Source organism: Coleofasciculus sp. E2-BRE-01, from assembly GCF_040221695.1.
Classification (GTDB): domain Bacteria; phylum Cyanobacteriota; class Cyanobacteriia; order Cyanobacteriales; family Coleofasciculaceae; genus Coleofasciculus.
Genome location: NZ_JAVKEA010000086.1, coordinates 1 through 16,670, shown reverse-complemented (window position 1 = coordinate 16,670; position 16,670 = coordinate 1). Strand labels below are relative to the sequence as shown.

Below are 16,670 nucleotides of genomic sequence, written 5' to 3'. Positions count from 1 at the left end.
CTTTTTCCATAAATACGTCTTGAACTATATAATTCTTCTCTACCTTGTCTACTTTTCTTCTCTACCTTGTCTACTTTCCTTCCTTGTCCTCCAAGTCTAGTCCCCACCCTCAAGTAAAAAACCTACACCTGTCAGCCCTCTTAGATCCCCCTCCCGTCCCCCTATTAGATCCCCCTTCCGTCCCCCTTAAAAAGGGGGAGACCAGATGTTGCTTCGCTTTTTGTTCCATGGGGGAGAATTCAAAGCCTCTCTCCTTGTAGGAGAGAGGTTTGGAGAGAGGTTTTCCAGATCCCGTGAAAAGTAAGAACAAACCACACCCCCAATGACAAATGACGTAGCTTGCTTCTCAAAGACAGCGAGTTCTCCGCCGTTAACTTTAATTGTCCCCACCTACTTACTTATTCAATATCAATTTTGCGAGGGGGGGTTATGGGTTCCTCTTTCAGAGTTTTTTGACCCGTTCTGGCATAAAACTTATATTGTTCAAGAATAATTTTTGCCAGTTCAGAAAGGGGGATTTCATGTCCCTCCAGTTTGCGTTTCAGATAATATTTGAGAGACTCGATATAAGCTAAACCCAGTGCCAACGTTAGCGCGGCGGCGGTAGAAGCGGAGATTGCACCGCCCACAATTGTCCCAGCACCTGGTATCATTTTAAGTAAATTCGCCGCGATCGCTCTCCCCACAGTTGCTACACCGCCCACCCCTACAATCGTTGAGATTACGGTGCTGGTAAAGGCGCGATCAAAAGGTAACCCAAATATAGCCGTGATATTCGCTAGCATCACAGTTTGCATTGAGACTAATATTGGTGCATCAGAAAAGGGAATCGGAGACGCACCCACTAATGCAGAACCCGCCACATATCCCGTCACATATTTAAACCCTTCCCCAGCTTTTAAGGTAATATTGCGACTCTGTTCTCTCAGAAATGCCTTACGTGCTTCGGTAGACAGAAGATTAGCCGTTACTTCGACCAGATGGTCTAAACCATGAGCTTTAATTGTATACTCATCATCGATGGGTTTAGGCTGGGCAAGAACCGCAACAACCTGAGAAACGGGTAAATTTTTACTATCTAAAAAGACTTGAAACTCGCTGCGCTTTCGGGTTAAGGTTTGGGTTACGACTAAAATAATTGGTACATCTTGTAGTTGCAGCTTATTCAGCCATTCTTCCTCGACTTCATCAAATCGTCCCGCCTCATGTTCTAAACAGTACCAAATCACATGAATATGTTCTTGGGCGGCTTGTAGCCGTTGCGTATCGATGAGTTCCGCGATATCTAAGCGAACCTGTTGAATCTGTTCTGGATTGAGTTCAAGTCCAGGGGTATCGTAAACCGTAATCGGACAGCCTTTTTTGCGGTAGCGTCGGATAGTTTGGGTAACTGGATAACCAACCCCGGTTTCGGCTAGACGAGATTGGAAAATAGCATTAATCAGTGTACTTTTGCCCACACCCGTTTTGCCAATTACCAGCACATTACACTGTCCCGTGTCCTTTCCGGCATCTTCGTAGGCGTCGCTCATTTTGTCCAAAAGCTGATCAACTGAAAAATCCTCTGCCATTCCCAGTCATTCCTTGGTCGTTGTCTGAGATAGAACCACGCTATCCACTGCTTTCTTAGTGTATCAAGTTGTGCGATCGCGCTCATTACTTATCTATAGCACTACGCACTCTAGTTAGGACATACAAGAAAAATTCAAATCGCTTGACCCTGAATTTCGACAGGCTCAATTGCCGCGAAGTCGAAGGGTCAATCCCTTGTCAGGTAAGCTTTTATCTTCACTATTGCCTATGAAACACCGAGCGTGTTACCGAGCGAAGTCGAGGTAAGTCGAGGTGTTGCCTATTGCCTATTCACGCTTCGCGTAGCGCTATACAGCTATACAATAGAGCTTATGGATAGGGAGAGACTACGCGATGACAACGGTAACCAGCAAGCCTAAAATTACCTGGGAGAAGCTACCGGATGATTTCCCCTTACCCGATGAGCCAGTGGATAATATTGATCAGCCAACATTAGCCGCCGCATTAAGCGACAGTTTAGAAGTAACAGGGCGATTGCGAGAAACGATGCTAGTCGCCACGAATTACGGTGTCTGCGCCCGGTTAGATGGCAAGATTGTGGTAAAAGCTCCTGATTGGATGTATGTCCCTCGGATTCAGGTGTCGCCAGAAAACGTGCGTCGTAGTTATACGCCTCACCTGCAAGGAGATATTCCAGGAATTGTGATGGAGTTTCTCTCAGATACAGAAGGCGGTGAATATTCAATCAAGCCGACTTATCCTCCGGGAAAATGGTATTTTTATGAGCAAGTCTTGCGAGTCCCCCAGTATGCTATTTTTGAACCCCAACAAGGGGTGCTGGAAGTCTATCAGCTTAACGATTCTGGGCGTTATACCCTACAACAACCCCAGGAGAATCGCTACTGGATAGAGGCACTCGGTTTATTTCTGGGTGTGTGGGAAGGAACCAAGGGAAACCGCCAGGGGTATTGGTTGCGGTGGTGGGATGAATCTGGGCAACTTTTACCCTGGGGAGTAGAATTAGTGGAGCAGGAACGACAACGTGTTCAAGCTTTGATAGAGCAGTTAAGAGCGGCTGGAATTGAGCCAGAGGCTTAATATCAAGCTCCCTCAGCTCCCCTAAGTTACTCTATAAGCCGACGCACGCGATCGCAAGTATGTTAAGTTTCGTGAGATGGTTCTAGTGTCTTTCTCTCCTTGGAGGTATGATTAAGGATATTTTCTTCCAACAATCCCACACAGACTATTGGCGGGATAGGGAGGCACAGAAAAGACCAGCAATAATTGGGGGAGCTTCTGGCAATGTCTTTTCGAGAACCCATCCGCAAAAAAAATTTCTCACCCTTGAGTCGGAAGTCCGAACCGAATCCGTTGCAGCGACGCCGTTTCAAAGTCCCCAAGCGGCAGAAACCTTTGGTGCGAGGCTCACCGGAGGAACAGAAGGCGTTTTTGCAACAGAAACTAGAACAGTCAGCCTTTGTCGGCTATAACGGTCTTAATGTCCCAGTTAATGTACCCAAAACCCCACCCCCGCAACCTGTTCAGAAACAACCAGCAAGTGAAGCGTTAGAACCCAACATACAGCAGCCAGAAGTGCCAGAGGTTGAGGCAACTTCAGACGAGGAAGAAGAGACAGTTCAGCCAAAGGAACTGTCCGCCTCCCCATCACCGAATCCGGAGTCCCCCAACACAGAGGAAAAGGAAGCAGAGGAAAAGGAAGAAGATGTCACTCCTAATCAGCAATCTGAAGCAGGAAGTACACACTCACAATCTCAAAAGCCGGATTTGCAAGCTCGAAAGGAAAAAGCATCCCGTTTGAGTTCTAACTGGCTCACGGTTCCGGTTAATACTCCAGGTACACAGCCATCTCCAGTACAGAGGACGCTTTCCACCAGCGGATTAGAGCATCAGTATCAACCCCAGATAGGACAACGAGCTAATTCTGTATTAAATGGGTTGAATCAGTTTAAGGCTCAACAATTAGCTCAGGATTATTCTGTCCAACGCCAGGATAGTTCTGGCGAAAGTCAAGTAGAAGAATCGGAAGAAACACAACCCGAATCGCTTCACAATCAGCCATTTGCCAGTTCTCCACCCGATAACCCAGAGGATGATACTGCTTCGGGTTCAGATAATACCCCGTTTAATCTTCAACTCAAAAACAACAAGGAACAAAAACCTCCTCAACAGCCAGTACAGTCTGATGGAGCAATTCAGGCGAAATGTAGCGAATGTGAACAGCCAGAGGAACAAGAGGAAAAAGACGAATCCGTTCAAACCAAACTAACCATTGGCGAACCGGGGGATAAATACGAACAAGAAGCGGATACCATGGCGGCGAAAGTCATGGCAATGCCAGATTCTACTCTATCCCAGTCTGTTCAGCGCCAAACCGAAGCCGAAAAACCCCCTCTGGCTAAATCAATTAGTTCCTTAGTGCAACGCTCCGCCTCAGATACCACCCAAGCCAGTCCCAGTATAGAAAATCGTCTGGCGAGTTCTCAGGGTGGAGGGAATCCTTTACCTGAGAATGTCCGTAGTTTCATGGAGCCTCGCTTCGGTGCTGATTTTAGTCCCGTGCGCGTGCATACCGACTCCACAGCGGTGCAGATGAATAAGGAGTTGGGAGCGCAGGCGTTTACCCATGGCAGTAATATTTACTATGGTGCAGGAAAATCTCCCAATGCCGATGAGTTAACGGCACATGAGTTAACTCACACCATACAGCAGGGTGCAGCTAAAACTCTCCAGGAAAAACCGCTGACTAGCCTAAGCTCTAATAAAAAATCTATCCAAACTAAAATTAATCCTGCCCAATCTCCAAATTTAAAATCGACATCAGCCGTACAAGTTCAAGACAATTCGCAACAGCAGTCGCTTAATAATAAAGATCTGGGTGCATCTATCCAGATGAAGTGTGCCACCTGTGCAGCAGACGAGCAAAAAGAGGAGCAAATCCAACGGAAGTCTCTTGCTGAAAACATTACTCCCAAGGACAACAAAGCTGTTCAGAAATGGGGTTGGGATGATGTCACAAATACCTTAGGTTCAGGTGTCGAATGGGCGGGAGATAAACTGAGTTCGGGCGCTCAATGGGTTGGGGATAAGGTTGGAGACGTTGCTTCGATGGGCAAAGATGCCTTTGCTGCATTGGTTGCCAGAGTTGCTCCGGGTTTGGCTAATTTGATACGTCAAGGTCCAGTTGGGATACTGAGCGAAAAAATTAAAGAGGGGGTTAAAGGTTGGTTGTCTGGGGTGATGGCAAACGTCGATATCGGTAGCGTCATCACTGGACTCAAGAGTAGCTTTGCTGGAGTTTTTGCCACGATTCAGGGATTGGGCAAAGGTGACCCAGCCTCATGTAAAGCATTTGCAAACAGCATAAAGTCGCTGCAAGAATTGGGTCAAGCCTTTATGGACAACCCAGTTATCAAACAACTCCAGACGGCTTTTACTACGGTTAGCGGTACGTTCAAAAAAGTTACAGAGTTGGTCATTGCTCCAGCTTTTGACACACTGATGAATGTGGCAGGTGGGGTGTTTAACGCTGTTAAGGGACTGGCAACAACCATCTGGGAGTGGGGCGCTCCCGTGCGAAATACCCTTGGTGCAGCATGGGATTGGGTGAAGCAGCAACTCGGTTTCGGTGGCGATGGCGAGGGCGGCATTCTGGAGTGGTTAAAGACTAAAGCTTCAGAAGTGTGGGAGCAAATTAAGGTGACATTTGCTCCAGTTATCGAACCCCTGAAAAAAGTGGGTACGGTGTTGCTCGCTTTCTCCCCTGTGGGGATAATTGCCGCAGTTGTCAAGTTCGTACCCCAATTGGTGAAGTCTGTGCAATGGCTGTGGGCGCACAAAGATGACCCAAATATTGTCAAGAGTGCCCACGAACAAATGGGCAATACGATTTTGCCCCAACTCTTGAGTGCGGTACAGGGTTTCAGTCAGGCGGTGCAGTCTACGGTTACCAGTTTGGTTAACCAAGCTGTGCAACTGAGCGAAGCCGTGCTGGGATTATTGGGAGCGGTGACTGGAGTACCCTTGTTAAGTGCGGCGCAGTCTTTAGTACAGGCTGTGTCAGATGGTGTCAAAGAGCTAGTGACTTGGGGGCAGCAATCATTCCAAGCTGCTGCCAAAGCTGTACAGGAAGCGTTCGTCAAAATCAAGGCAAAAATCGAACCTTACGCTGGGGTTCTCAGTTCTCTGGCGCTAGCTATTGTTAATCCGGCGATGATTCCGGTTATCTTAGCGGGTTCCGCTTGGCGGATGCTGGATGACTGCTATAAACTGCCCATCATTGATTTCTTGCTGGATGTCGTTATCGGTTTGTTAGAAGCTGCGCCATCTTTACCCATGTTCGGGCTATTGTGGCCCATGCTCAAGGCGGGTGTGCTTGGTTTTCTTAAGGGTGTGAAGGCGCAACCCGCAGATACGAAGGTGGCAATTACCAACAAGTTGGCAAAAATTATCAGTGGTGGTAGCCCTGCGTTTATCCTGGGATTTGTTAAGGGGTTACTCAAGGGTATTTGGGAAGGTCTGACTGACCCCTTCGTTCTGATGTATGAAGGGATTAAGGGGTTAGGTAATCTGATTAGCTGGCTCAACGATACGGCAAATCAGGCGCTGAGTCCTCAACCTGCTGCTCAGTCAACTGCCACAGATCAAACCGCAGCAGCTTCATCTGATGCAGGTGTGGACAAAGTAGTAATTGGTCAAACATTGCAACAGATGGGAACAGAACTGCAACCCCCAGCAGAACAAGTAACAGGAGGTTTCATGCCTGCGGTGCAAGAAGCATTCAGCGGCGGTGAGGGTTTGACCTTTGAGGGGTTAATGCAGAAGCTGGGGGAAGCTTGGGCGGCTGTGGAGTCAGCGATTACCAATGCTGGAGGTCAACTTGCCCAGAAAGTCTGTGAATTCATGATGCAGGATACTGCTGAAGGGCAGATGGGTGAAACCGTTGGTTGGTTAGCGGGAACTATCGCCTTTGAGGTGGCTTTGGGTATTCTGACAGCGGGTTCCGTGACGGCGGCGAAGGGTGCGATGAAGGTACTCAAAATCTTCGCTAAGGTTCTTGACTGGACAGGTGAGGCGTTGGGGTTAGCGTTCAAAGGTTTAGCGAAGTTGGGTGGCTTCGTTCTAGATATTGTTAAGGGTATCGGGAAGCTTTTGAGTAATGCTGGTGGTGCGGCGAAGTCAGTTCTGGGGGCTTTGGGTGAGATTGGAGAAATACTAACTAAGTATGCTGATGAGTTACTGGGCAAAGTGGGTAAGGGCGCTGCCGAGCAGACAGTCAAACAAGGGACTGGAGAAATTGCTGAGAAGTTTGGTGAACAAGGGCTTGAATTTGTTGCTAAATACGGTGATGAGGGAGCAGAATTTTTAATTCACTATGGCGATGATGCACTTCAATTAGCAGATGAAAAAGTTGGCGACTTCTTGAGATGGAAGAAGAGGCTTACACCTGAGACACAGCAATTTTTTAAAGATAACCCTGATTTGTGGCGCGTCTACGCCGATATGAACCCTGATGTACGTAAAGTTCTGACGCTCTGTAATAGTCCTTGTATTCCATCAAAGGCAACAACAGCACAGGCAGAACGCATTGAAGGACTTCTAAGTAAGTCTGGTTTGGCTGGAGATCATCCTGGACTGAAGAAGTATTTCCATTCTAACAAGGATCTTGATGCAGCTATTAGTCAAATTGATGATCTTGCAGATCATATTAACGGAAATACATTGGATGTGTTACTAAATAATAAAAAAGCATTAGAAACTGTTTGGCGAAATCCTGATGCAGCAGCACTGCTAGGCAAACATGGAGATAACGCAGTTAAGGCGCTTGGTATTCTCGGAGATAACGGTGTTGACATACTTAAGAAATACGATAATATTTCTCATATTCCGGGAGCATCTGAGATATTAAAAGACCTAACAGCAGGTAAGACAACTACTAAGGGAGCAATCGGTGAGATAAAGCATATTGAGAAACTCCTAGACGAAGGAATTGAGATTGCTAAGGTAGGTGATATAATAGGTGGAAAGAAAGCTGCTGATATTGTCCTTAAGAATGGAAAAATAATTGATGTTAAGTACTATGATTGGAAGAAAAGGTGGCCATTTTCGTTAAAGCAAGACCTAGCTAAACCACTAAGCCCTAGTAAACAAAAGATATTTGACAGAGACTTCCAAACAATGATTGATGAAATGATAGCTCAAGTTAAGCTTCGTAAAGACCAGTATCCTGGTGCTCCGATTGAGTATGCATTTAAGCCACCTCTTGAAGATGTACCAGATGAATTAGTTAAGGCTTTGGAAAAAGAGGGTGTACAAGTTGTAGAGGGAACGCTTTAATGTTAGATTCATTAAACTTTATTGGATTTGGTGTTTTTGGTGGCACACAAATGTTCTCTCCAGAGAAACTGTGCGACTTCATAAATCAAATACAAGAGGAAGGTTACAAAGTTGTAGATGGCTTCGCTTTCCCATTTGATTCACCTAGAAACATTATTAGTAATTCTGAGGAAATCGTAGACAGAGTTTTAAATAGTTGCCGTGAAAATTATAGCACGATTAGTGAACATTTTTGGAAGTATCCTTTCGAGTTCATTTATTCTATAAATTCTGAGGATGCTCCGGGATGGACTCTCAGTACTCCTGTTGATACTCTTATAGGAGTAAATCGTGATTTGGGAGAACATAATTCTTTAGAATTTTTGAAGATCTTACGAAAAACACTTGAATATTATCCTATATACTACGGCTGTGGATTTAGCGATGAAGCACCAGATATTTCATCTGTAGATCTGGACACAAATTTTGAAGTGGCTGAAGTGTGTGAAATTAATTTTTACAGTTCCACTTACATAGAAGAACATCTAGATAGAGAACATTTATTATCAGCTCCAGCCTGGTGTGTTGAGGAGTTAGCCAATGGTGTTTTATTGATACCTAGTTTGCGTGCAATCTACACGGATGATCCGGATAGTCTAGATACTGTTAACCAACATTTAGGCTGGGCATAGTGTGATGGCTAATCTCATACCCCGATCACCGTCTTCAAATAGCGAATGCGAACAATTGAATCTTACTTAAACTTTACTAGAGATAACGCTGCATGGAAGTAAAGACTGAACATTATCAATTAAACAAAGAAGTAACCTTAAACAAGCCTTCAAACTCACCTCTAACTGTTACCAACCCACTTGTATTCTTAACCCAACTAAACAACGAACTCATCGAATGCCGCCTCACCTTCCAGGTAAACCCCGAACTCTACCAACGCATTGAAACTGAAAGATTATTCAATCTCACCCCAGAAATGCGAAGCCCCCTTGAGGCTTTGGAGTTTCTACCCGAACCAGACATCAAGCTCGAAACCACTCTAAAACCTGATTGGCTGTCCCACCTAACAGAACACGCCGCCAACGTTGATGAGGCTGCAACGTATATCCTAAATCTAACCCAAGAGCAGCCGGACAGCCCTTTATTGTCCACCGATAATTGGTTACTTCTGTCAGCTAAACAACCCCAGGAGTCAGGCGAGAGGGGCTACCGTACCCTTTGGGACTACATTAGTCCAACCCTTCTTGCCCAAGCCGCCACGTCGGATTCAAACGACGCAATTTCTGATGCTCTGATCACCTTCTTCCAAGACTGGACTGGGGGCAATTTATCAGCGATGACTGAAAAAGCCACTTCCCAGATGCTTGAGGCAAGCACCAATTTTCTCAAGAAACTGGACGATTTCAATCTGGATAAGCTGGTTCAGGAATTAGAAGCCGCTTTCAAAGCTACTCCTATAAATAAATCTATTTTTGAGCAAATTGCCAATTTTTTCACCGCAGATGACTGGACTTATACAAAAATTCAGGGTGAACCAACATTGCACCTCGCTTTCCAAGGTAAAAACGGTACATGGACTTGCTATGCTAAAGCCAGAGAAGAAGAACAACAAGTAGTTTTTTACTCAATTTGCCCCATTAAAGCGCCAAAAACAAAGCGTCGAGCTTTAGGAGAATTTATCGCCCGAGCCAATTATGGCATGATTATTGGTAATTTTGAATTAGATTTTACCGACGGAGAAATCCGCTACAAAACCAGTGTTGATGTAGAAGGTTCAACCCTCACGTTTGCGCTGATCAAACGCTTGGTTTATACCAATATCATGATGATGGATGAGTATTTACCCGGAATTACCTCTGTGATTAAGGGTGATGCTTCCCCAGAAGACGCGATCGCACAGATAGAAACTCAGACTGACTAAGGGGAGCAAGATGCTCCCACTACGCACAATTATTGAATCCGTTCCATCTCCTTAACCGCTGGTCCTTGGAGAATTTGTCCATTACAGCTAAACCGGGAACCGTGACAGGGACAATCCCAACTCTTTTCTGCACTATTCCAATCGACGATACAGCCTAAGTGAGGACAAACGGCGGAAACCGCATGAATTGAACCCTTTTCATCTCGATACGCGGCGACTTTGTTCCCATCAATGGTGAGCAGTTTCCCTTCGCCTTTGCTAACATCAGCAAAAGAGGACTCATCTAACCCCTTCAAGCGATCGCCAATCCAATGCTTACCCACGTCCAAATTCTCTTTGATCGAGGTTTCTGAGATAAAGGGAGTGGCGCGAGTGGCGTCATATAAATCTGCCCAGGGATTGGAACGTCCTAAAATCTGATCAGACAGGATCATCCCCGATAGGGTACTCTTGGTCATACCCCAGAGACTAAATCCCGTGGCGACATAAATATGATTGTTAACTGGGGTTAATTTACCAATGTAGGGTAACTTGTCGAAGGATACCATATCTTGGGTTGACCAGCGATACTCGAAAGTATCTATGCCAAACTGGGTGCGACCATAGTCTTCTAAACGCAGATATCGTTCCTCTGTCTGGGTAACTGTACCCGTTTTATGACTCTCGCCACCAATCAGTAGGAGTACACCATCATTGTAGGGCGTCGTCCGTAGTGATCGATAATGTTCACCGACACTAATAAACATACCATCCGGTGCTTTGGCTGGATCAATCGAAGCGGCGACAATATAAGAACGTTTCGGATAGGCTTTAGCAAAAAACAGTCCTTGATCCAGAATGGGCAAATTTGTGGTGACAATTACATCTTTGGCTTTAAGTACCCCCCTAGTCGTTTGAACTTGACAAGGGCTATCTTCGTCAACGGTTTCCACTCGCGTATCGTCAAACAAATAGCTACCATTACCTGGAATGCTTCTCGCCAAATGGAGCAAATATTTGCGGACATGAAACTGCGCTTGATTTTCAAATTTAACCGCTCCGGCAATAGGAAAGGGGAGTGAGGTTTCTTTAACAAATGAAGCGGGAAGTCCTAATTTGATCGCCGCTTCCACTTCAGCTTCAATTTGACTCAACTGTTCTGGAGAATCGGCAAAGGTGTAGGCACTTTGACGGCTAAAATCACAATCAATCTGTTCCTCTTTAACCAGTTGAGCCACCTGCTCAATTGCCGCCTGATTGGACTCTCCGTAAAGGCGGGCTTTGTCTTCTCCCAATTGTTGAATGAGATCGGCATAGATTAACTTGTGCAGCGATGTTATCTTTGCCGTTGTATGACCACTCACGCCCATAGCAACTCGTTTCGACTCAATCACAGCAACGGTTTTACCCGCACGCTTTAACAGGGTCGCAGCGGTCAGTCCAGCGATTCCAGCACCAACAATCGCTACATCGACAACAAGGTTGTTGATAAAAGGAGAAAATGTAGACGTTGGCGTTGAATCAATCCAAAATGAAGCAGGTTTTCCAGCAATCAAAGTCATGGGTGTATAAAATTAGGCTGTATTGTTCTACTGTAATGGAGGAGTTGGACGCGCTTTCATCTATCTTTGGGAGGAACAATTTTAAACGCGACTGTTGATACTCGATCTGGGTTGAGCATCTAAAATTAAAGTTTACGGTTAAAATTGGGGAATAAGAAGCAGGAAGTAAGTTCCAAGAAAGTCCACTTGTGGGTAGTTTTGGGTAAATCTTATCTAACGGAAACTATTGATCTAACGGACAAAGAATAGCTAATGAACCAAGAGCGATCGCAGGACTATACCTCGACTCATCCCTCTGCGCCCCTATCACCTGGCGCTGAGAAAACCCAAACGCCCTTTAACCCTACTCATACCCCAACCTTGTCCCCAGCCAATCCATCGGAAAAACCAACCTATACAGAAATGACGACTCGCCTACAAGCCTGGAGTCAGTTGATTAAATCAGTGACACCTTATATTTGGGTGGCGGTTATCCTAATTGTGATTATCCCGCTGATCGGAAGTGGTTTTATTGCCAGTTCATTATCAACCGATGCGGCGAGTTCAGAGAAGCCGAACCATGAGGTTGTCACCATTGATCGGACTGTACCGGATCAGGAGAAGATCGATCGCGCGATCGCAACCGCGATTACCCATGCTCATCATACAGCAGAACAGTTCGCCTCAGACCAACTCGATGGGTGGGTTGATCAACTCATGAGTCGCGTGGATGGTAATTTCCTGGATTGGTATTTTGATTATTTTAATCAAAAGAAACTGGAATTTAGCGCTCCATTTGTCTGGGTATCTTCAGCCGTCTCTCACTGGATGGATACCACAAAACCGACTCCCAATCAAGCCGTCGCCGAAAAAATGACGGAGGAATTCCAAACTGAATTCACCAAACGAGTCCTCCGCCCTAAAATTGCCCAACTTCAATTGGAACACATCACCAGAGATACGGTAAATTTATATATTGCTGACTTGGAAAACAACATTTCCAACATTCAAACTCAGTACCAGATTCCGCAAGGCGAATGGGAGCGCTATTTGGATGATATTGCGGTAACGATCCGAGATACAGAAGGCAATCTGTCTAATTTATCGTTAAAAGTTTTAGTTGGCGGGAGCACTTACTTATTTGCCAAAGCCATGATTCCCGTGGTCACTAAAATTGGCAGTAAAGTTGCCGTATCCTTTGCCGGAAAAGCCTCCGCTAAAATGGCAGCAAAAACGGGCGGCGCTGTAGCTGGTAAATTCGGCGCTCAGTTTCTTGATCCGATTGTTGGCGTAGGAATTATTATCTGGGATGTTTGGGATTATCAACATACCGTAAACGTTGAGCGCCCTGTTTTGCGGGAAGCGATTCGGGATTATTTACAAGAAGTTAAGGCGTCCCTATTGGATAATCCAGATAATGGCATTATGGCAGCGATTTATCAGTTAGAGGGAGGGATTTTGAAGTCGGCTTGTAGTAAGGGAACCTTAGCCCTCTATTCTGTTATCAGCCTTGTTCTGGTATAACCAAATCGACAATTAAAGGACGATGATCGGAACCAATATCCCCTGCAGTGCGAATCTTTAAAACATTGATTTTTGGACTAATCAGACAATGATCCAGAGGAATCTGTAACATTGGCGCACCTTGGGGCCAAGTGGGGAGAATACCAAAACCAGCTCGCGCATTTTTCAATCCAGTCTGACGGATAAATTTGCGGTAATAAGGAGACCACATTGTTGTATTCAAATCACCGATGACGGCATGAATAGTGTTGGTTGAGCTTATCACCTTTCCCAGTTCTAAAAGTTGCTGATTGCGCGACTTAAAATACTCCGCATTAATCGGCGGTAACGGATGAGTGGCAATAATAGAAACAGTCTTATCTTGCCACTGTACCTCGGTAAAAATAGAGGGAATATCATACTCGGTGAACGATTTAATCTCCGTATTTCGCAGAGGAATCGCACTGTATACAGCAATGCCAAAGTTATCAAATCTAGGGTGAACAATCTGGTAAGGAAGGAGAGGCTTAAGTGCTTCCAGTTGCTGTGACCAAATTGGATTAATTTCTTGGACAACGAGCAGTTGAGGCTTTTCGGCTTTGACCAAAGAGATAAACTCAGCATAACGCTGATTATCACTATAGACATTTGCCAGTAACACTCGCAACGGTTGTCCGGAAGGCGTATTTATATCCGAAAATTGGGGAATATACCAGGGAATAACCTCTACAGCATTAAGGGTTAAACAAAACAAACTAATCAACCACCAGGTTTTTCGTCGTGCTAAGGAAAATAAAAGGAAAACAATACAACTAATGATGAAGTATTGCATTTTGAAGTGGGAGAGTAATTCAAAATATCGGTGAAATCCTCCCAGATAAGCAGCTACAGATAATAGAAGACAAGGAATGAGTCCCGTGAGTCCTAAGCCAAAGGCAATATTCTTGATGTCGATTTGTCGGGATGTTGGTTGAGAAAAGTAGAACTGTTTCATATCGAGTCGCTGTCGTGATCAGTAGGTTGATGGAAATCAACCAAGCCATATTAAGTTGTGTAAATAGTCCTCAAACTCTTACAAAGGACAAAAGACGTAGTGGCGTGACACACCTTATTTGGTGGATTAGAATTGTAGGGGCGCAAGGCTTGCGCCCGGTTTAAACGTCAAATCTATTCCACAATTTTAGCTGTGTCAGTCCAGTAACTTGCTTCTTTTCGGGAGTAAGTAGGATAAAGGACGATCTCACCCTAACCAGGGGAGTTGTTAGAATCTATTTCTGATTGCATCTCCCTTATGCAAAAGGGAGTATCCTATAATTACGGTAAGCACAACCTCAATGGGAGGATTTCCTCCAAAGCACTGGGAAGCCTACAGCACCAATCCAGAAATCTTCACATCAGCGAAACTACACTGTCATAACCACGTCACAACAAGTATCTATATTGATAAATGTCAGCGATAGGTCATCGTGATTCCTTCCCAGCCAACGGATTCACCGACCGACGCCAGACCCGGTTAATACCTTATCCGCAAATAATTATCACAAAGTTAATGGGGGTGTTAGCCATGGGTGGGAGAGAGTTGATTAGGATTCGGGTTTTCTCTACCTGAAAACGAATTAACCGAACTCCGACAAACTGTAACTGACATCATCCAAATCAATCCTATTTCAACAGCAGAATCATTATGGTATTTAACAGGAAAACATCCAACTCTCATGACAGCGACGCTTCCCCTGTAAAAAAAGCCGTCACCTATCTATCCCTGATGTTGCTAGGCGCTGGTGTTTCCTTTGGCGCCAACTCTTTCATCTCCGGTAATCCTCAAGTTTCAGCCAACTCCATTGTTCCCCAATCCTCTCAGGTGTTGGGAGGAATCATTCCTCCAGCTAACCTGTCCACTCCCCAAAACAGCAATTTTATTACTAAGGTTGTGGATACTGTGGGACCCGCAGTTGTGCGGATTAACGCCTCCAAAACTGTGACGTCTCAAGTTCCCGATGCATTTAATAACCCGTTTTTCCGCGAGTTCTTCGGATCTCAAATTCCGGAACAACCGCAGCAGCGAGTAGAACGGGGAACGGGTTCGGGGTTCATTATTAACACCGATGGGATGATTCTCACCAATGCTCATGTTGTTGATGGTGCGGATCAAGTGGATGTGGTTCTCAAAGATGGTCGCACATTTGCGGGAGAAGTGCTAGGAACTGACCCTGTAACTGATGTAGCGGTGATTAAAGTTGAAGCCGATAATCTCCCCATTGTCACCTTAGGGGATTCAGAGCCACTCAAACCGGGGGAATGGGCGATCGCGATCGGGAATCCGTTAGGATTAGATAATACCGTCACCACAGGTATTATCAGTGCGACAGGACGTTCCAGTTCAGAAGTAGGCGTTCCCGATAAGCGCGTCCAATTTATCCAAACAGACGCCGCAATTAACCCCGGTAACTCAGGTGGACCCCTGCTGAATGCATCCGGTGAAGTGATTGGGATGAATACAGCAATTATTCAAGGCGCTCAAGGGTTAGGATTTTCTATTCCAATTAATACAGCGCAACGGATTGCACAACAATTAATCGCCACCGGGAAAGTTGAACATCCATTCTTAGGAATTCAGATGGTCACATTAACCCCAGAGTTGAAAGAAAACATCAACAAAAATCCCAATTCTGGTCTGACTGTTGATGAAAGCAAAGGGGTACTAATTGCCAGAGTGATGCGGAATTCCCCTGCTGATAAAGCTGGATTGCGAGCTGGGGATGTGATTCATGAAATTAATGGTGAGTCGATCAAAGATGCCGAAGATGTCCAAAAGGTGGTGCAAATGACGCCAATAGGGAGCGATTTAAACCTAGAATTGCGCCGCGATCGCAAAAATGTTGAGGTGACAGTACAACCCGGTGCTTTGCCAACCCAGATGCAGCAGTAAGGTTGATCAAAAATAGTAGAGACGTTGCATGATAGTTGTAGAGACGTTGCATGCAACGTCTCTACAGTTCCCGGTGTCAATTCCTTTCAATTCCCTGTTGCACCATTTGTTTAGTTAGGGGAGAGGATGTTAAATCCAGAGTCTTGGGGTAGGTTTTCAAGATGGTTTCCACCGTCGCCTTCCATAAATCAGAGAGAACTTGACGCCAAGCCTGACGCTGTAGGGTATGTGATTCCTGATTGCACCATTGTGCGATCGCCTGGGATAAATCTTCAATCCGATCCGGTAACGGTGCTATCCACTCCTGTAATTCTGTCAAATCTTGGGCGGAAAACAAGTCACGCTGATTCGTTAAGAGTTGAATAAAAGCGGCAACTTTTTGTTTCTGAAATAACTGTTCTGTCTGTTGCACAACCTCTAGCGGTAAATCTTGCAACTGGGCGATTTGTGGCAACCTTAAGCCAAATTCTATCATGCGCGGTATCGCGGCTAACTTGGCTTTGATTTCACCTTCTTCTAAGGCTTCTTGATAAACTTTAGTTTGCTTGAGTTCCCTTAAGCTGAACATCGCTTCAATCTCCTCGCGGCTTTTGTGTGGTAATTTGTAAACAAGGATTGTCTCAATTAAATTGATTAGGTTGCGCTGAGTTGCTTGATCATCTATCTGTATTTGAGTTTGTGCGACTAATCGTCTTGCTCGTTCCGGTGCAGTCTCCTCATCCTCAATCACCAGCTTAACCATTTCAATCCCAAGGGAACCGGATGAGGTTTCTCCTAATTCATCAATATAAATGCGTGTGACGCGATTGAGGGTAAGGATTTCACCAAATTGAAACGCTTGTTCTCGTTCAATCCTACGAGTAGGATAGATCACGACAACCTGCCAAGGATGAGGCGGTTGGTATTGCCTCAAGTAGAG

The 16,670-nt window shown here is 45.3% G+C and carries 10 protein-coding genes; 6 read left to right on the top strand and 4 right to left on the bottom strand.

Annotation, left to right across the window (positions count from 1 at the left end; translation table 11 throughout):
- Positions 1–398: 398 nt before the first annotated feature.
- The gene (locus tag RIG66_RS10540) at positions 399–1,571 is read right to left on the bottom strand and encodes a YcjF family protein (protein WP_446377772.1); all 1,173 of its coding nucleotides are present in this window, start codon (positions 1,569–1,571) and stop codon (positions 399–401) included.
- Positions 1,572–1,926: 355 nt separating this feature from the next.
- Here RIG66_RS10540 and RIG66_RS10535 point away from each other — a divergent pair, with 355 nt between their 5' ends.
- From RIG66_RS10535 to RIG66_RS10520, 4 genes are all read left to right on the top strand, one after another.
- Positions 1,927–2,631 carry a Uma2 family endonuclease gene (locus RIG66_RS10535; protein WP_446377770.1) on the top strand — a complete coding sequence of 235 codons (705 nt, stop codon included), beginning with the start codon at positions 1,927–1,929 and terminating at the stop codon, positions 2,629–2,631.
- Positions 2,632–2,835: 204 nt separating this feature from the next.
- Positions 2,836–7,887: an eCIS core domain-containing protein gene (locus RIG66_RS10530; protein WP_446377768.1), complete on the top strand. Its 5,052-nt coding sequence runs from the start codon at positions 2,836–2,838 to the stop codon at positions 7,885–7,887.
- The gene (locus RIG66_RS10525) at positions 7,887–8,558 is read left to right on the top strand and encodes a hypothetical protein (RefSeq protein ID WP_446377766.1); all 672 of its coding nucleotides are present in this window, start codon (positions 7,887–7,889) and stop codon (positions 8,556–8,558) included. The genes RIG66_RS10530 and RIG66_RS10525 overlap by 1 nt, the downstream gene beginning before the upstream one ends.
- A 92-nt stretch (positions 8,559–8,650) precedes the next feature.
- Entirely contained in the window at positions 8,651–9,799 is a 1,149-nt protein-coding gene (locus RIG66_RS10520) for a YbjN domain-containing protein (RefSeq protein ID WP_446377764.1), read from the top strand.
- Positions 9,800–9,828: 29 nt separating this feature from the next.
- Here the strand turns inward: RIG66_RS10520 and RIG66_RS10515 are convergent, their stop codons facing one another.
- The gene (locus RIG66_RS10515; RefSeq protein WP_446377762.1) at positions 9,829–11,340 is read right to left on the bottom strand and encodes an FAD-dependent oxidoreductase; all 1,512 of its coding nucleotides are present in this window, start codon (positions 11,338–11,340) and stop codon (positions 9,829–9,831) included.
- 402 nt (positions 11,341–11,742) lie between these two features.
- Here RIG66_RS10515 and RIG66_RS10510 point away from each other — a divergent pair, with 402 nt between their 5' ends.
- Positions 11,743–12,843, top strand: a complete 1,101-nt coding sequence (locus RIG66_RS10510; RefSeq protein WP_446377774.1) for a hypothetical protein — start codon at positions 11,743–11,745, stop codon at positions 12,841–12,843.
- Here RIG66_RS10510 and RIG66_RS10505 read toward each other — a convergent pair.
- Positions 12,824–13,816 (bottom strand): endonuclease/exonuclease/phosphatase family protein, encoded by a 993-nt coding sequence (locus RIG66_RS10505; protein ID WP_446377760.1) that lies wholly within the window; start codon positions 13,814–13,816, stop codon positions 12,824–12,826. The genes RIG66_RS10510 and RIG66_RS10505 overlap by 20 nt on opposite strands.
- Before the next feature lie 690 nt (positions 13,817–14,506).
- On the opposite strand from RIG66_RS10505, the gene RIG66_RS10500 reads away from it, so the two are divergent.
- A complete protein-coding gene (locus RIG66_RS10500) occupies positions 14,507–15,751 on the top strand; it encodes an HhoA/HhoB/HtrA family serine endopeptidase (RefSeq protein ID WP_446377758.1) in 1,245 nt (414 codons plus the stop codon).
- A 76-nt stretch (positions 15,752–15,827) separates the two neighbouring features.
- Here RIG66_RS10500 and RIG66_RS10495 read toward each other — a convergent pair.
- Positions 15,828–16,670, bottom strand: an 843-nt coding sequence (locus RIG66_RS10495; protein WP_446377756.1) for a DUF2887 domain-containing protein, incomplete at its 5' end; no start/stop codon positions are given.